Origin of the sequence: Acidovorax sp. BLS4 (assembly GCF_032929295.1) — a bacterium.
In the GTDB taxonomy this organism is placed as follows: Bacteria; Pseudomonadota; Gammaproteobacteria; order Burkholderiales; family Burkholderiaceae_C; genus Paracidovorax.
Genome location: NZ_CP136797.1, coordinates 580,905 through 596,575 on the forward strand (window position 1 = coordinate 580,905; position 15,671 = coordinate 596,575).

The 15,671-nt window shown below is 64.2% G+C and carries 15 protein-coding genes and 2 tRNA genes; 9 read left to right on the forward strand and 8 right to left on the reverse strand.

The genetic code is table 11. The features are described from left to right. Positions 1-3: 3 nt before the first annotated feature. Both recN and R1Z03_RS02765 read right to left on the reverse strand, forming a co-directional pair. Positions 4-1,671 carry a DNA repair protein RecN gene (recN, locus tag R1Z03_RS02760; RefSeq protein ID WP_317356677.1) on the reverse strand — a complete coding sequence of 556 codons (1,668 nt, stop codon included), beginning with the start codon at positions 1,669-1,671 and terminating at the stop codon, positions 4-6. Continuing rightward, positions 1,672-2,568, reverse strand: a complete 897-nt coding sequence (locus tag R1Z03_RS02765; protein WP_317356679.1) for an NAD kinase — start codon at positions 2,566-2,568, stop codon at positions 1,672-1,674. It abuts the gene before it with no gap. 28 nt (positions 2,569-2,596) lie between these two features. On the opposite strand from R1Z03_RS02765, the gene hrcA reads away from it, so the two are divergent. The 4 genes from hrcA (at position 2,597) to greB (ending at position 4,644) form a co-directional block, all read left to right on the forward strand. Further along, on the forward strand, positions 2,597-3,601 hold the full coding sequence (gene hrcA / locus R1Z03_RS02770) for a heat-inducible transcriptional repressor HrcA (protein ID WP_317356680.1): 1,005 nt from the start codon (positions 2,597-2,599) through the stop codon (positions 3,599-3,601). A 19-nt stretch (positions 3,602-3,620) separates the two neighbouring features. Next, a tRNA-Ile gene (locus tag R1Z03_RS02775) sits at positions 3,621-3,697 on the forward strand. Between the two features lie 233 nt (positions 3,698-3,930). Further along, positions 3,931-4,007 (forward strand) — tRNA-Arg (locus R1Z03_RS02780). 79 nt (positions 4,008-4,086) lie between these two features. Next, positions 4,087-4,644 (forward strand): transcription elongation factor GreB, encoded by a 558-nt coding sequence (greB, locus tag R1Z03_RS02785; protein WP_284407618.1) that lies wholly within the window; start codon positions 4,087-4,089, stop codon positions 4,642-4,644. A gap of 17 nt (positions 4,645-4,661) precedes the next feature. Here greB and R1Z03_RS02790 read toward each other — a convergent pair whose 3' ends face one another. The 4 genes from R1Z03_RS02790 to R1Z03_RS02805 form a co-directional block, all read right to left on the reverse strand. After that, positions 4,662-6,932 carry a bifunctional (p)ppGpp synthetase/guanosine-3',5'-bis(diphosphate) 3'-pyrophosphohydrolase gene (locus R1Z03_RS02790; protein WP_284402680.1) on the reverse strand — a complete coding sequence of 757 codons (2,271 nt, stop codon included), beginning with the start codon at positions 6,930-6,932 and terminating at the stop codon, positions 4,662-4,664. Between the two features lie 96 nt (positions 6,933-7,028). Next, positions 7,029-7,232: a DNA-directed RNA polymerase subunit omega gene (gene rpoZ, locus R1Z03_RS02795; RefSeq protein ID WP_272564822.1), complete on the reverse strand. Its 204-nt coding sequence runs from the start codon at positions 7,230-7,232 to the stop codon at positions 7,029-7,031. Between the two features lie 18 nt (positions 7,233-7,250). Then, complete coding sequence (gmk, locus tag R1Z03_RS02800) at positions 7,251-7,871, reverse strand: guanylate kinase (RefSeq protein WP_284429207.1); 621 nt, start codon at positions 7,869-7,871, stop codon at positions 7,251-7,253. Positions 7,872-7,911: 40 nt separating this feature from the next. Continuing rightward, positions 7,912-8,805 carry a YicC/YloC family endoribonuclease gene (locus R1Z03_RS02805; RefSeq protein WP_284424763.1) on the reverse strand — a complete coding sequence of 298 codons (894 nt, stop codon included), beginning with the start codon at positions 8,803-8,805 and terminating at the stop codon, positions 7,912-7,914. A 90-nt stretch (positions 8,806-8,895) separates the two neighbouring features. Between R1Z03_RS02805 and R1Z03_RS02810 the strand changes: the two genes are divergently transcribed. From R1Z03_RS02810 to hemW, 5 genes are all read left to right on the forward strand, one after another. Next, positions 8,896-9,912 carry a serine/threonine-protein kinase gene (locus R1Z03_RS02810; protein WP_272548837.1) on the forward strand — a complete coding sequence of 339 codons (1,017 nt, stop codon included), beginning with the start codon at positions 8,896-8,898 and terminating at the stop codon, positions 9,910-9,912. Next, on the forward strand, positions 9,909-10,811 hold the full coding sequence (locus R1Z03_RS02815) for a PP2C family serine/threonine-protein phosphatase (RefSeq protein ID WP_284424634.1): 903 nt from the start codon (positions 9,909-9,911) through the stop codon (positions 10,809-10,811). The genes R1Z03_RS02810 and R1Z03_RS02815 overlap by 4 nt, the downstream gene beginning before the upstream one ends. 97 nt (positions 10,812-10,908) lie before the next feature. Then, positions 10,909-11,640: a ribonuclease PH gene (gene rph, locus R1Z03_RS02820; RefSeq protein WP_272564819.1), complete on the forward strand. Its 732-nt coding sequence runs from the start codon at positions 10,909-10,911 to the stop codon at positions 11,638-11,640. Positions 11,641-11,761: 121 nt separating this feature from the next. Then, complete coding sequence (gene rdgB / locus R1Z03_RS02825) at positions 11,762-12,361, forward strand: RdgB/HAM1 family non-canonical purine NTP pyrophosphatase (protein WP_317356690.1); 600 nt, start codon at positions 11,762-11,764, stop codon at positions 12,359-12,361. A gap of 30 nt (positions 12,362-12,391) precedes the next feature. Further along, positions 12,392-13,648, forward strand: coding sequence for a radical SAM family heme chaperone HemW (hemW, locus tag R1Z03_RS02830; protein ID WP_317356693.1), 1,257 nt, complete (start codon positions 12,392-12,394; stop codon positions 13,646-13,648). Positions 13,649-13,712: 64 nt separating this feature from the next. Here the strand turns inward: hemW and R1Z03_RS02835 are convergent, their stop codons facing one another. After that, positions 13,713-14,045: an I78 family peptidase inhibitor gene (locus R1Z03_RS02835; protein ID WP_317356695.1), complete on the reverse strand. Its 333-nt coding sequence runs from the start codon at positions 14,043-14,045 to the stop codon at positions 13,713-13,715. 126 nt (positions 14,046-14,171) lie between these two features. Beyond that, on the reverse strand, positions 14,172-15,629 hold the full coding sequence (locus R1Z03_RS02840) for an SPOR domain-containing protein (RefSeq protein ID WP_317356697.1): 1,458 nt from the start codon (positions 15,627-15,629) through the stop codon (positions 14,172-14,174). Positions 15,630-15,671 lie beyond the last annotated feature (42 nt).

Sequence of the window (15,671 nt, forward strand, 5' to 3'; positions counted from 1 at the left end):
TCGTCATGCCTTGATCTGTGCGGGTTGGTTGCTGCTGAGCATTTCGCGTGCGTGCGCCATGGTCGCCTTCGACTGGCGTTCCCCTCCTAACATCCGAGCCATTTCGATCACGCGTTTTTCTCCCTTCGCCACGGTCACCTGACTGACGGTGTGCTGATCCTGACTGGTTTTTGCCACGATCAGATGGTGATCTGCACAGGCTGCCACCTGCGGAAGATGGGTAACGGCCAGCACCTGTCGATCGCGGCCCAACTGCTGCATCAGCCGACCCACCGTCTCGGCGACGGAGCCTCCGACGCCTGAGTCCACCTCGTCAAAAATCAGGGTAGGGGCCTCGCCCAACTGGCTTGTCGTCACGGAAATGGCCAACGATATGCGAGACAGCTCCCCCCCCGAAGCGACTTTGCCAACAGGCCGGGGCGTGGCGCCAGGATGCCCTGCGACCAGAAAAGAAACACTGTCGAGACCTTGAATGCCGGGTTCCGGTGTCGGTTCCAAAAGCACCTCAAACCGCCCGCCCACCATGCCCAGGCCCTGCATGGCTTGTGTGATTGATTGGGCAAGCCTTGGTGCTGCGGCTGTCCGCTGCCGGGACACAGCCTGCGCCGCCTTGCGATAGGCTGTACCACTGGCCTGTTCGGCCGCATTGAGCGCTTCCAGGTCTGCTGCCGTCTCCAGTTTGGAGAGTTCCGCTTTCCATCCCTCCAGCAGTGCCGGCAACTCCGATGGCGTCCGCTTGTATTTGCGTGACAACGAAATCCACAGCGACAGGCGTGAATCCAACTGTTCAAGTCGCTCGGGATCGAGTTCCGTGTGCCGGAGATAGCTTTGCAAGGAGTGAGCCACATCGGCCGCTTGGTCCATGCACGACTGAAGCACCTCTCCCATCGCCTTGAATTCGGGATCGAGGGTTTGCTGCTCCTGCAGCAGATGGCAGGCGCGGCTCAACTGAGTCTGTGCACCGGACTCTTCATCCTCCAGCGCGGACAGGGCCGTTTGCGCGCTGTCCAGCAAGGCTTGGGCGTGGGAAAGGCGGCTGTGCTGGGTGTTGAGTTCTTCCCACTCGCTGGATGCCGGACCCAGCTTTTCGACTTCACTGATCTGCCACTGCAGTCGTTCCCGCTCCTGTTGCAGGGTATGTCTGGCCGCTTCTGCTTGCGCTACCGCTTTGCGGTCGTCACGCCAGCGAGTCCAAAGCGGCTCCAGCGCCGCAGTGCTGATGCCGCCATAGGCATCCAACAGGCTGCGAACGGCATCCTGGCGCGTCAAGCTCTGCCATGCGTGCTGGCCATGGATATCGAGGAGATGCGCCCCCACGGTCCGCATTTGGGTAGCGGTTGCTGGAATGCCGTTCATCCACGCACGGCTTTTTCCTTGCCGATCGATGGTTCGGCGAAGCAGCAGGCTTTCCTCCTGCGGTATGCCTGCTTCATCAAGCCATGCAGACAAACTGGATGGGCAATCGAATTCAGCGCAGATGTCCGTACGCTCGGTTCCCTCGCGAATCACTCCGGCATCGGCGCGGCCGCCCAGCAGCATTTGCAAGGCATCGATCAGGATGGATTTGCCTGCACCCGTTTCTCCGGTCAGCACCGTAAATCCTTTGTGAAGATCCAGGTCCAGGACATCCACGATGACGAAATCGCGCAATGCGATCCGTTTGAGCGCCATCTATGAGCCCCCTTCATTCCAGCGCAATTTTTTGCGCAACGTAGCAAAGTAGTTCCAGCCTCGAGGGTGCAAGAAGCGCACGCAGTGCTCCGACCGCCGAACCACAATCCGATCGCCATGCTGGAGCGATGCCAGCGACTGCATGTCGAAATTGGCGCTGACGTCCCGGCCCCCTACGACTTCCACCGCAATGTCGGTCGAATCCGGCAGCACGATGGGTCGATTGGACAGCGTATGGGGTGCGATGGGGACCATCACCCAACCAGGAATCGCAGGGTGCAGCATTGGGCCTCCCGCGGAGAGCGCATAGGCAGTAGATCCAGTGGGCGAAGCGATGATCAGCCCGTCTGCCCTTTGGTTCGAGACGAAATGCCCACCCACTTCCACCCGCAATTCGACCATGCCGGAAGTGGAGCCACGATTGACTACGACGTCGTTGAGTGCCAGTGCTTCAAATACGCATTCGTCCTGACGCATCACGCAGGCATGCATGAGGGGCCTGGCGTCTTCTTCGTACTCGCCATGGAGCATCGGCCTCAGTGCTGAAGCGTGCTCACCCAAAGGGATATCGGTGATGAAGCCCAGACGTCCCTGATTGATGCCGATCAGCGGAATTTTGTAGGGGGCCAATTGCCTACCGATGCCCAGCATCGTGCCGTCTCCCCCGATCACCATCCCCAGATCGCACTCCTTGCCGATCTGTTCCACCGGCATCGCAGGATAGTCAGAAATGCCGGTGTTGTTCGCCGTTTCCTGTTCCAGAATGGGTTCACAGCCTTCATTTCTGAGGAACTGGGCAACCTCTTGTACGGCATTGCGCGAACTGTCAGAAATAACGCTGGAAGTGAGCGGCTGGTACTTGCCGAAGAGTGCGACCCGTGTGAACCTGAGCTTCATTGGGAAATTAGATCATTAAAATGATTCAATGCTTGATGATCGTGCCAAGTTGTTGCTGAAGGCGCTCGTAGAGCGCTACATAGCCGATGGCCAACCCGTGGGTTCGCGTACGCTGTCGCGCGCGTCCGGTCTCGACCTCTCTCCCGCCACCATCCGTAACGTGATGGCCGATCTCGAAGAGATCGGACTGATCGCAAGCCCGCACACGTCTGCCGGCCGAATTCCGACGGCCAAAGGGTATCGCCTGTTCGTTGACACCATGTTGACAGTGCAGCGCGAACAGCTGTATTCGCCGCAACTGGCTGCAGAGCAGCCGCAAAAGGTGATTGCCAACGCGGCGCATTTGTTGTCCAGCCTGTCCCAGTTCGTGGGCGTTGTCATGGCGCCCCGACGTGCCTCGGTGTTTAGGCACATCGAATTCTTGAGATTGTCCGAAAAGCGGCTTCTGGTCATCATCGTCTCTCCTGAAGGAGACGTGCAGAACCGCGTGATCTTCACCGATGTGGACTACTCACAATCGCATCTCGTGGAGGCGGCCAATTTCCTGAACAGCCACTATTCCGGAATGGACATGGAGCGGGTGCGCGAGCGCTTGAAGACGGAGGTGGATCAGCTGCGGGAGGAAATCGGCTCGCTGATGCAGGCGGCTGTCAACGTCGGGTCCGAAGCGATGGCGGAGTCTCAGGACAATGTGGTGATTTCTGGCGAGCGCAACCTGCTGGCAGTGAGTGATTTTTCCAACGACATGGGCAACCTGCGGCGTGCTTTCGACCTGTTCGAACAGAAGACGCAGATCCTGCGTTTGCTCGATGTTTCCAACCGTGCAGATGGCGTACGCATCTTCATTGGGGGAGAGAGCCAGATCGTCCCTTTTGAGGAGCTTTCGGTAGTCACCTCTCCATATGAAATAGACGGGCAAGTCGTAGGCACACTGGGGGTCATCGGGCCCACCCGAATGCCGTACGACAGGATGATCCAGATCGTGGACATCACGTCCAAGCTGGTTTCCAACGCGCTGAGTTACCGCAAGTAAGCACATACAATTGGCGCGGGGGGCGTTAGCTCAGTTGGTTAGAGCAGAGGACTCATAATCCTTTGGTCGCGGGTTCAAGTCCCTCACGCCCTACCAGTTCAACGGGCTTGATTGCTGTTCATGGCCATTCCTCGCGTGCCTGTTCAGGCGCATTGCGTGGACATGAGAGTTGAGATGTCTGCGTTTTCTGCAAACGAAGCCAAGCAGCTATCAAAAGATGGGTTAGAATTTAAGTCTTGCTTGATTGCGAAGTTCGTCACAGAGTTCGTGTAAAAATCAAAACAAGAAATGAATGATGGCGTTGAAAACATGCTATAATTCAAAGCTTAGCGGCTGTAGCTCAGCTGGATAGAGTACTTGGCTACGAACCAAGGGGTCGTGGGTTCGATTCCTGCCAGCCGCACCAAACGGTAAGCCCTAGAACAGTGATGTTCTAGGGCTTTTTCCGTTGGGGATTCGAATGCTCTCTGCATCAAAATGCACCCATGAGCAAGGCATTCACCAAAGAATCGGATCAGTCCGATGACGAAGATTTTTCCCCTGCACCCCTTCCTGCGGGTAGCAAGAACTACATCACCCCTTCCGGTTACGCCAGGCTGCGCGATGAACTACTGGATCTCATCGACAACGAGCGGCCCAAGATCGTTGAAGTGGTTCATTGGGCTGCAAGCAATGGGGACCGTTCGGAGAACGGGGACTACCTGTACGGCAAGAAACGCCTGCGCGAAATTGATCGCAGGATTCGGTTCCTGACCAAACGACTCGAAATTGCCGAGGTGGTCGATCCCGCCATCCACGCCGGAAGTGATCAGGTGTTCTTTGGTGCCACGGTCCACTATGCGGACGATGAAGGCGTCGAGCGCACCATCACGATCCTGGGAATCGACGAAGTCGAGACGGGCCTGGCGCAAGTCAGTTGGGTGTCGCCGGTGGCTCGGGCCTTACTGAAGGCCCGCGAAGGGGATCAGGTTCAGTTGGCCACGCCAGGTGGCACGCGGACGCTGGAGGTTTTGGACGTCCGCTATCCCCAACCGGTGGCATAGGGAGCAAGGTGCCTGCCTCACCCCTGGGGCAGCACGCGGAAGGCGCGAAGCACTGCGGGCGTTCGGCGCAAATTGCGCAAGGAGGCCTCGACGTGTGACTGGTCTCGTGCAGCGATGACAAAACGCAAATCGGTCGTGTCCATGGCGGCTTCATCGTCCATGTCGACGTGAACGATGTCCGCTTCGGAGCTCGCCAGTTCGGCGGCGATGCGTGCCAAGACGCCCTTGCCGTTGGCCACGGTCACAACGATGCCGGTTTCGAACATGCGCGTGGGCTCATCGGCCCAGTCCACCGCGATAAAGCGCTCGCTGTCCTTGTGCTGAAGCTTTTTCGCCACGCTGCATTGGGCGTTATGAACCACCAGCCCTTCACCGCGCCCCAGGTAGCCGACGATGGGGTCTCCCGGTACCGGGCGGCAGCAATTCGCGTATTGAACGGATGCGTTCTCGCTGCCGTCCAAAGTCACGCCACCTTGCGACAGGGTTTCGTGGGATGAATACCTTTCACGGGTCAGCAACAGGGCATCGGGTCGGTGTCCATGCTCCGTCATCAGCACCATGAGTCGTTTCGCCACGATGCCCGCGATGCGTTTGCCCAGACCGATGTCGGTCATGAGTTCATTGCGTGTTCGATTGCCTGTGAAGCGGAGCAGCTTGTCCCACAGTGCCTGGTTCTCCGACTCGGTCGGCAGGCGTTCCAGCCCTTCGGCCCTCAGGGCCTGGGTCAGCAGCTTCTCTCCCAGTCCCGCTGATTCAGTATGGGCCAGCGTTTTGAGGTAGTGGCGAATCTTCGAGCGTGCGCGACCCGTGCGCACGAAGCCCAGCCAGGCGGGATTGGGTGTGGACACCGGCGCTGTGATGATCTCCACCACATCGCCGTTCTTGAGCTCGGTCCGCAAGGGGACCTGCTCGTTGTTGATCTTGGCGGCCGTGGTGCGGTCACCCACATTGCTGTGGATGGCATAGGCGAAATCGACCACCGTGGCGCCCCGTGGCAGTGCCATGATCTGGCTCTTGGGGGTGAAGACATAGACCGCATCGGGGAACAGGTCGACCTTCACATGGTCCCAGAACTCCGCGGCATCCCGCGTTTCGTTCTGAATGTCGAGCAGTGACTGGAGCCACTTGGTGCCAAGGCGCTCCGCGGCCGATCCGTCGGCGTCCTGTGCTTTGTACAGCCAATGGGCGGCCACGCCGGCTTCCGCCACCACGTGCATTTCCTCGGTGCGCATCTGGAATTCGATGTTGACTCCGGAAGGTCCGACCAAGGTGGTGTGCAGCGATTGGTAGCCGTTGAGCTTGGCGATGGCGATGTGGTCCTTGAACCGCCCAGGAACAGGCTTGTACATCTGATGCAGCACGCCCAGTGCCGTGTAGCAATCGACCACGGTCGGCACGATCACCCGAAAGCCGTAGATGTCCGTGACCTGGGCAAAGCTCAGGTGCTTGGTGTCCATCTTCTGGTAGATGGCATAGAGTGTTTTCTCGCGGCCTGCGAGGCGGGCTTTCATGCCCAGCTTCGAAAACGCGGTGTCGACCTCGGTTTGAACCCGCTGCACGATATCGCGCCGCCGGTTGCGTGATTTATTCACTGCCTTGGACAGGGTCGCGTAGCGCCAGGGGTGGAGATGCCGGAATGACAGATCCTGCAGCTCCCGGTAGGTCTGGTTCAGCCCAAGCCGGTGGGCGATAGGGGCATAGATCTCGAGGGTTTCGGAAGAAATGCGGCCCCATTTGCTGCGCGGCATGTCCGAGAGCGTGCGCATGTTGTGCGTGCGGTCGGCCAGCTTGATCAGAATGACCCGTACATCGCGGGCCATTGCCAACAGCATCTTGCGGAAGGACTCGGCCTGGTTCTCTTCGCGGGTGTTGAACTGAAGCTTGTCGAGCTTGGTGAGGCCATCCACCAATTCGGCCACCGGCAGGCCGAAGCGATCGATGAGATCGGACTTGGTGACGCCGCAATCTTCCATGGCGTCGTGCAGCAGTGCCGCCATCAGCGCCTGGCCATCCAGCTTCCAGGTGGCGCACTGGGCCGCCACTGCGATGGGGTGGGTGATGTAGGGCTCGCCACTGTTGCGCAACTGCCCCAGGTGGGCTTCGTCGGCAAAGCGGTAGGCCTGCCGAACCTGTTCGATGCTGGCTGCGTCGAGGTAACCGAGGTTCTCGGTGAGGGCCGCAAAACTGGCCGCTGCTGCGTTGGCGGCTGCTGCGGACGTGCCTCCCGCCGCCCCGCTTTCGCCGGGGCGCGGGTCTTGGGCAGATGGTTTATTCAAGACCGCATTCATCCCTTTAATGTAGCTTGCTGGGGAGATCGGGGGTTTTGGCCAAAAAAAAGCACCGCAAAGCGGTGCTATTGGGCTGCAGCAGCAGAACTGGGCGCGTCAGCCCGGGACCTTCTTCAGCATCTCCAGACCGACCTTGCCTTCGGCGATTTCGCGCAAGGCGGTCACCGCAGGCTTGTTGCGGCTTTCGATCTTGGGGGCATGGCCTTGGCTCAGCATGCGGGCGCGGTACGTGGCTGCCAGCACGAGTTGAAAGCGGTTGGGGATGTGCTCGAGGCAGTCTTCAACGGTAATGCGGGCCATGCGTCTTCTCCAGAAGGATCAGGTGATATTGAGGGATTCGAACGTATCGGCCCGTGCACGGCGTTGCGCCGCATACTTCAGCCGCTGAGCGTGGACGATGGTTTTCAGGTCGAAAAGCGCACGCTCAAAGAGTTCGTTGATTATAACGAAGTCGAATTTGTAGGCCTGTTCCATTTCCTGGGCGGCATTCTTCAGCCGGACCTCGATCACGTCCGGGGCGTCTTCGCCGCGGCGTTCCAGGCGGGATCTCAGTTCTTCCCAACTGGGGGGGAGGATAAAGATGAGGACGGCATTCGCAAAGGCCTGCTTGACTTGGATGGCGCCCTGGAAGTCGATTTCCAGGACCACATCGGCGCCTTGCGCGATGCGCTCCTCGATGGCCTTGCGGGATGTGCCATAGCGGCGGCCGTGCACGTGGGCCCACTCCACGAAGCCGTCCGAGGCGACCATGGCGTCGAATTCCTGCTCCGAGGTGAAGAAGTATTCGCGGCCGTGCTTTTCCTGCCCGCGTGGTGCCCGAGTGGTGTGCGAGACCGAGGGCTGCACATGGGAGTCCAGCTCCAGCAACGCCTTGACCAGGCTCGATTTGCCCGCGCCGCTGGGCGCTGCCACTACGAATAGATTTCCAGGGTAGTCCATGCGGGATAGGTACTGGCTGCTATCAAAAAAGGATTATCACTCACTCGATGTTCTGGACCTGCTCGCGCATCTGCTCGATCAGGACCTTCATGTCCACGCTGATGCGCGTGAGTTCCATGGCGGCAGATTTGGAGCCGAGCGTGTTGGCTTCGCGGTGCAGTTCCTGGATGAGAAAGTCCAGGCGTTTGCCCACTTCACCGCCTTTCTTGAGCAGGCGTTCGATCTCGTCCAGGTGCGAATCCAGCCGGGTGATCTCTTCCGCGACGTCGATGCGGATGGCGAAGGCGGTGGCCTCGGTCAGGGCGCGGTCCTGAGCGGCTTCGGGCAGCGTGGCGTTGTCGGCCAGGGCCATGGCCTCCTTCCAGCGTTCCATGAAGCGCTGGCGCTGCTGCTCCACCAGCTTGGGAACCAGCGGCGTGGCCTGGTGGGCCAGGGCGCGCAGTTGTTCGAGCCGGTCCTGCAGCATGGCCGACAGGCGCTTGCCTTCGCGTTCACGGGCTTGGAGGAGATCTTTCAGTGCTTTCTCGGCCAGGGCCGGGACGGCATCGCTCCAGTCGTCCTGGACGGAGCCGGCATTCGCGCACAGGCGCAGGGCGTCGGCGACGCTCAAGGGGGCCGCGTCGGGCAGCCAGGCGCGCACGGCGTCCTGCGCGGAGTTCAGCCGTTGCAGCAGGCGGGGTGCCGGGTCGGGCAGGGCGGTGGTGTCTTCGTTCTCGATGGAGGCGCGGACTTCGACCTTGCCCCGCTTGAGGCGGGCGGTGAGCAGGCTGCGCAGCACCGGTTCCTGGGCGCGCAACTCGTCGGGCAAGCGGAACGACAGATCCAGGAAACGGCTGTTGACGGACCGGATCTCCAGCCCCAGGCGGCGGGTGCGGCCATCGGTTTCGCCCCCTCCCGCGGATGCACTTTGCTGTGCGCTGGCGTATCCGGTCATGCTGTAAACTGCCATTGGACTTTTCGGTGGTTGCTTGCGATCCGGCGATTATCCGGGTTCCGATTCGTGCCCGAGGTTTCTTCGCAAAATATGTCAAAAATCAAGCCGGCCCCCCTGCCGCCCGACACCACGATTGGTGGCTACCGCGTGGTGCGCCGGCTCTCCTCCGGCGGCTTCGGCGTGGTGTATCTGGCCATCGACCCGGACGGCCAGCAGGTCGCCATCAAGGAATATCTGCCGTCTTCCCTGGCCACCCGCGGCCCGGGCGAGTTGCTGCCCAAGGTGCCTCCCGAAAAGCTGTCGCTGTACCGCCTGGGCCTCAAGAGTTTCTTCGAGGAAGGCCGGGCCCTGGCGCAGATCTCGCACGCCTCGGTGGTGAGCGTGCTCAATTTCTTCCGGGAAAACGAAACCGTCTACATGGTGATGAACTACCTGGAAGGGGCCACCCTGCAGGACTTCATCATCACCGCGCGCGACCTCAAGACGCAGAAAGTGTTCCGCGAGTCCACGATCCGCTCGCTGTTCGACGAGGTGTTGCGCGGCCTGCGCATCGTGCACCAGCACAAGATGCTGCACCTCGACATCAAGCCGGCCAACATCTTCATCACCGACGACAACAAGGCGGTGATGATCGACTTCGGCGCGGCGCGCGAGGTGCTCTCGAAAGAGGGCAACTTCATCCGCCCGATGTACACGCCCGGCTTCGCGGCGCCCGAGATGTACCGCCGCGATTCGTCGATGGGCCCCTGGACCGACATCTACGCGATCGGCGCCTGCATCTACGCCTGCATGCAGGGATTCCCGCCCAACGAGGCGCCGCAGCGCTCCGACAAGGACCGCCTGTCGCTGGCGCTGACCAAGCTGCGCGGCGTTTACTCCGACAACCTGATCGAGGTGGTCGAATGGTGCATGGCGCTCGACCCGCTGTCGCGGCCCCAGTCGGTGTTCGCCTTGCAAAAGGAACTGAGCCGCGAGGGCGAGCGGCGCTACACCAAGCTGTCCGTGGGCGAGAAGATGCGCCTGCAGCTCGATACGCTGGTGTCCGATACCAAGAAGAATGTGCAGAAGGTGGGCGAGGCCACGCGAATGGGGGCGAAGCCGAAATGAAATTCTCCGTCTTCCAGGTCAGCCGTCGGGGCGGCCGCGAAACCAATGAAGACCGCATGGGCTACTGCTACACGCGGGAGTCCAGCCTGTTCGTGCTGGCGGACGGCATGGGCGGCCACCCGGAGGGCGAGGTGGCGGCGCAACTGGCGCTGCAGACGGTGTCCGCCGCGTTCCAGCGGCACGCCAAGCCCACGCTGGAAGACGTGCACGGATTTCTGGCCGACGCGCTGCTGGCCGCACACCACCAGATCCTTCGCTACGCGGCCGACCGCGGCATGCTGGACACGCCCCGCACCACGCTGGTCGTGGCGGTGGTGCAGGAAGGGTCCGCCAGCTGGATCCACTGCGGCGACTCGCGCCTGTACATGGTGCGCGGGGGCGAGCTGTTCACGCGCACACGCGACCACTCGTACCTGGAGCTGCGCAACATGCCGCTGCAGGGCATCGAACGGGTGAACCGCAATGTGCTGTTCACCTGCCTGGGATCGCCGACCAAGCCCATCTATGACATCACCGGCCCGGTGGCCCTGGAGCAGGGCGACCGCATCCTGCTGTGCTCCGACGGCCTGTGGGGCACACTGGACGACGAGACCATCGCCCGCCAGCTGAGCCGCCTGCCGGTCTCGCAGTCGGTGCCCGACCTGGTCGAAGACGCGCTGCGCAAGGCCGGCGACACCAGCGACAACGTGACCGTGGTGGCGCTGGAGTGGGAAACGCCCGATGCGTTCGAATCCACCCAGGGCATTTCGACCGACAGCATCAGCGACGACGGGTTTTCCTCCACGATCCAAGCCGGGCCGCTCGACATGGTGGACGATGACCTGGACGACGAGGCCATCGAACGCTCCATTGCCGAGATCAACGAGGCCATCCGCCGTTCGGCCGCACGCAAGGCCTGAACGCTCGCTCCGCCCGGCGCTTGGCCTGAAGCGGCGCCTGCCGGGTGACCGTTCTGTTTTCGCCGTCCTGTTTTCGTTTCCTACCGGACCCCATTCCATGACCTCTTTCACCCGCCCGGGCGGCCGTGCCGCCGACCAGTTGCGCCCGGTGCGCATCACCCGCCGCTACACCATGCACGCCGAAGGCTCGGTGCTCATCGAGTTCGGCAACACCAAGGTGCTGTGCACCGCGTCGGTGGAAGAGCGCGTGCCGCCCCACAAGCGCGGCAGCGGCGAGGGCTGGGTGACGGCCGAGTACGGCATGCTGCCCCGGTCCACCCACACCCGCAGCGACCGCGAGGCGGCCCGCGGCAAGCAGAATGGCCGCACGCAGGAGATCCAGCGCCTGATCGGCCGCAGCCTGCGGGCCGTGTTCGATCTCCAGCGCCTGGGCGAGCGCACCCTGCAACTGGACTGCGACGTCATCCAGGCCGACGGCGGCACGCGCACGGCGGCCATCACGGGTGCCTGGGTTGCGGCGCAGGATGCGGTGGCCCATCTGATCGCGCGCGGCAAGCTGGCCGAATCGCCCATCACGGCCCCGCTGGCAGCCATCTCGGTCGGCATCGTGGAAGGCACGCCGCTGCTCGATCTGGAGTACGTGGAAGACGTGGCCTGCGACACCGACATGAATGTGGTGATGACCGGCGCCGGCCACTTCGTGGAGGTGCAGGGCACGGCCGAAGGCGTGGCGTTCACCCGCCAGGAGATGGACCGCCTGCTGTCGCTGGCCGAAAAGGGCGTGGCCGAACTGGTGGCGCTGCAGCAGCAGGCGCTGCGCAACGGATAGCGATAGCGAATGCGGGCTTGGCTGTCCCTGGCCAGCCCCGTTGCACCGATGGAAATCGCATTTGCTATTAAATTTGTAGCGGTATGCCCTAGATAAATATGTGCTGGAAGCCATTTTGACAATGAAACTCGTACTCGCATCCAACAACCAGGGCAAGCTGGCCGAACTGCAGACGCTGCTGGCGCCGCTCGGCGTGGTGCTCGTGCGCCAGGCGGACCTGGGCGTCGGCGAGGCGGCCGAGCCCTTTCGGACCTTCGTGGAGAACGCGCTGGCCAAGGCGCGCTTTGCCGCCCAGCACACCGGACTGCCGGCGCTGGCCGATGACGCCGGCCTGTGCGTCGATGCCTTCGGTGGATTGCCGGGCGTGGACACGGCGTATTACGCGACCCGTTTCGGCTACGACAAGGGCGACGCGAACAACGTGCGCGCGCTGCTGGAGCAGATGCAGGGCATCGACCAGCGCCGCGCGGCGATGGTGAGCACCCTGGTGGCGGTGCGCACGCCCGAGGACCCGGAGCCGCTCATCGCCGTGGGCCGGGTCGTGGGCGAGATCGCGCGCGAGCCGCGTGGCAGCCAGGGCTTCGGATTCGATCCGATCATGGTCGTGCCCGAGTTCGGCAAGACCTTCGCCGAGCTGCCGACGGAGGTGAAGAATGCCCACAGCCACCGGGGCCGGTCGGCACAGCAGATGCTGGCGCTGATGCGCGAGCGCTGGTTCTGAGGCGCAGGCGCCTTTCGGAGATTCCTGGCCGTGTCCCTTTCCATTCCCATCGTTCCCGAGGCCTCGGCCGAGGCCGCGCCGGCGCCCGTGCGCGACGTGCAGCATTCCATGCGGCCGGGCGTGCTGCAGCTGGGCAGCCTGCCGCCGCTGTCGCTGTATGTGCACCTGCCCTGGTGCCTGAAAAAGTGCCCCTACTGCGATTTCAACTCGCACGAGTACCGCGAGGGTGGCGTTGCGCAGGCCCTGCCCGAGCAGCGCTACCTGGACGCCTTGATGGCCGACCTGGAGGCGGCACTGCCGCTGATCTGGGGCCGGACGGTGCACAGCATCTTCATTGGCGGTGGCACGCCCAGCCTGTTCTCGCCCGCCGCCATCGACCAGTTGATCGGCGGCCTGCGCGCGCGGCTGCGCCTGGAGGCGGACTGCGAGATCACGATGGAGGCCAATCCCGGCACGTTCGAGAAAGACCGCTTTCGGGCGTACCGCGCGGCCGGCGTGACGCGGCTGTCGATCGGCGTGCAGAGCTTCGACGACCGTTTCCTGAAGGCGCTGGGGCGGGTGCACGACGGTGCCCAGGCCATGGCTGCGGTGGAAGAGGCGGCGCAGTCGTTCGAGACCTTCAATCTCGACATCATGTACGCCCTGCCGGGCCAGACGCTCGCCGATCTGGAGCAGGACATGCGCACCGCGTTGGCGCTGGGGCCGCCGCACATCTCGATCTACCACCTGACCATCGAGCCCAACACGGTGTTCGCCAAGTTTCCGCCCGTGGTGCCTGAGGATGACCAGGCCTACGCCATGCTGGACCGCATCACCGAGATGACGGCGCAGGCCGGGCTGCAGCGCTATGAAATCTCGGCCTATGCGCGCGATGGCCACGGCTGCTTCCACAACACCAACTACTGGCAGTTCGGCGACTACCTGGGCATCGGCGCGGGTGCGCACAGCAAGATCAGCTTTGCGCACCGCGTGGTGCGGCAGGTGCGATTTCGGGACCCGGGGCGGTACATGGACCACGCGCTGGCAGGCCATGCGGTGGCGCAGGACGACGAGGTGCGCCGGGCGGACCTGCCGTTCGAATACATGCTCAACGCGCTGCGCCTGCGCGAGGGGTTTGCGCTGCAGGACTTCATGGCGCGCACGGGCCTGCCGTTGACCGCGATTGCCAAGGCGCTGGACGAGGCCGAGCGCAAGGGCCTGATCGAGCGCGACATGGCGCGCGTGCGCCCCACCGAGCGGGGCTTCGATTTCCTGAGCGACCTGCAGGCGCTCTTTCTGGCCGACTGACGGGCGAGCGCTCCGGCGCCTGGACCGCCAGCCACCACCGGCCGAGCCGACCGGGTGCCGGTCGTCAGCCGCAGCGCGCCGCGACGATGCGGCCGTTGGCGTCCACCTGCAGGTTCAGGCGGGTGGCGTCGAATTCCTTGGTCACGATCTGGTCGGGGCGCAGCACGCGGGCCATCTGCGCGCCCGAGCGCACCCGGGCGTCTTCCACCACCTTGGCCGTGCTGTTCTGGCCCACCACCACCTGTGCGGGCGGGCCGCTGCAGATGCCGCCCGCGGGCGCGCCCGTGCTGCTGGCGGTGCCTGGCGTGGCGCTGCCCCAGGGGGCGTTGGTGGTGCAGCCGGCGGCCAGCAGGGCGGCGGCGATGAGGGCGAAGGCCGTCAGGGAGCGTTGGGACATGGTGGAAAGCGATGTCGTTGGTGAATGAAAGGAGCACACCTTAGCGCAGGGTGCTGGCGGCAGGGTCACCAGTGGTAACGCGGCAGCGGTCCCCGCGCCGTCCCCGCGGCCAGGGGGGCCGAAGGGTCAATTCCGCGCCGGCGCAGGGAGCGCCGCCGCGGAAGCATCCAGGCCCAGGTCGCGCACCTTGGCCGCCGCCGCGTTGGCTTGCGACGCGGAGGCGAACGGCCCCACCCGCACGCGCAGCAGCTTCTGCCCGCCCGAGGTGGTGACGGGCTGTGACGTGGCTGGCAACCCGGCCTCCCGCAGCCGGGCATGGGCGCGGCGCGCATTGGCGGGTTCGGCAAAAAGGCCGACGTTGATGTACAGGCGGCGGTCGGGCGCGGCGGTCGCGCTGGATGCGCTCGCAGCTGGGGTGGAGGTTTTGTCCGAGGCCGTCGCCGTCCGAGCCGCGGCGGGCTTGGGCGCGGAGGCGCGCGGTCTAGCCGGTTCGGCAGCCGCACGGCTGGCGGGTGCGGCTTTCGAGGCCGCCGTGGCCGGGGCCGACGCTGGTGCCGGCGCGGCTACCGCCTGCGCTGGCACAGTGGCCGGTACGGAGGCCGTGGATGGAGCGGGCCGGGCGGCGGGCGGCTGCGCGGGAGAGGACGCGCTGAGCGCCGTGGCCCGCGTGGGTTCTGCCGAGACCTGGGAGGCGACGGCGGATGCCGGAGCCGCTATGGCCGGGGCTGCTGCGGAGGAGGCCGCTGGCGCGCGCGGAGTGGCTTGCGTGGCTGGTGCTTTCGCCGGCAGCGAAGCCGCAGGGACGGGCGCGGCGGGCGCACTGGTCCCGGCTGCGGTGGGAGCGGGGCCAGGGAGCGGGGCGGTGGCCGGCGCTTCGGCCTGCACGGCACCGCTGGCCCCGTTCGATGCCGCTGGCCTGGCGGCAGGTGCCATTCCGGGGGCGGTCGCTGGCGCGGCCGATGCGGCGGGCGTGGGCGCTGCCGCAGGGGGGGTACCGGAGGCGGGGCCTGCCAAAGAAGCCCCGGCAGGCAGCAGCAGGTACAGCGCCAGCGCGGCCACCGCCAGCGCCACGTTGGCCGCGGCGATCCACCCCAGCCGGCGCCGGGTCGCCGCGCGGCGGGCGAGCCATTCGCCCGCCTGGGGCAAGGTGGCCGAGGCCGAGAGCGCCTTGGTGATGCGCTTGCGCACCTCGGCATGAAAGATGGCGTCGCCGTACAGCCCCGGCACCACGGTGGCGGCCAGCAAAAGCGCGAGCAGCACGCCCGACAGCACCGGCAGCGGCCACTGCGCCACGTACTGGCCCAGCGCGAACACCAGCAATGCCACGCCTTCGAGGGCGGCCACATAGACGAGGGCGGCCCCCCAGAGCTGGCGGAACACCAGCCAGTTCAGCGTGCACAGGGCCGCGGCCCAGTTCCAGCGCGGCAGCGGGCGGCCCGCGGTGTCCAGCCGCTCGAAGGCGGGCAGGTAGTAGTCGGCATTGACCGGGCCGATCGCGGCGCGGTAGAGCGTTCCCATCGTGGTGTCGTCGGAGCGGCGCGGAACGAGGGCGGCATGGGCCGAATAAGCCGTGTGGGCAAGCATGGCGAGATTCTGGCACGCACCCCGCCGTGTGGGGCGCTGGGC

Coding starts and splice junctions, on each gene's coding strand:
- rph (WP_272564819.1), top strand. CDS start 10,909: ATGACCTCTTTCACCCGCCCGGGCGGCCGTGCCGCCGACCAGTTGCGC.
- R1Z03_RS02765 (WP_317356679.1), bottom strand. CDS start 2,568: ATGAAGCTCAGGTTCACACGGGTCGCACTCTTCGGCAAGTACCAGCCG.
- R1Z03_RS02840 (WP_317356697.1), bottom strand. CDS start 15,629: ATGCTTGCCCACACGGCTTATTCGGCCCATGCCGCCCTCGTTCCGCGC.
- recN (WP_317356677.1), bottom strand. CDS start 1,671: ATGGCGCTCAAACGGATCGCATTGCGCGATTTCGTCATCGTGGATGTC.
- R1Z03_RS02805 (WP_284424763.1), bottom strand. CDS start 8,805: ATGACCGGATACGCCAGCGCACAGCAAAGTGCATCCGCGGGAGGGGGC.
- greB (WP_284407618.1), top strand. CDS start 4,087: ATGAGCAAGGCATTCACCAAAGAATCGGATCAGTCCGATGACGAAGAT.
- gmk (WP_284429207.1), bottom strand. CDS start 7,871: ATGGACTACCCTGGAAATCTATTCGTAGTGGCAGCGCCCAGCGGCGCG.
- R1Z03_RS02790 (WP_284402680.1), bottom strand. CDS start 6,932: ATGAATGCGGTCTTGAATAAACCATCTGCCCAAGACCCGCGCCCCGGC.
- R1Z03_RS02815 (WP_284424634.1), top strand. CDS start 9,909: ATGAAATTCTCCGTCTTCCAGGTCAGCCGTCGGGGCGGCCGCGAAACC.
- R1Z03_RS02810 (WP_272548837.1), top strand. CDS start 8,896: ATGTCAAAAATCAAGCCGGCCCCCCTGCCGCCCGACACCACGATTGGT.
- hrcA (WP_317356680.1), top strand. CDS start 2,597: ATGCTTGATGATCGTGCCAAGTTGTTGCTGAAGGCGCTCGTAGAGCGC.
- rpoZ (WP_272564822.1), bottom strand. CDS start 7,232: ATGGCCCGCATTACCGTTGAAGACTGCCTCGAGCACATCCCCAACCGC.
- rdgB (WP_317356690.1), top strand. CDS start 11,762: ATGAAACTCGTACTCGCATCCAACAACCAGGGCAAGCTGGCCGAACTG.
- R1Z03_RS02835 (WP_317356695.1), bottom strand. CDS start 14,045: ATGTCCCAACGCTCCCTGACGGCCTTCGCCCTCATCGCCGCCGCCCTG.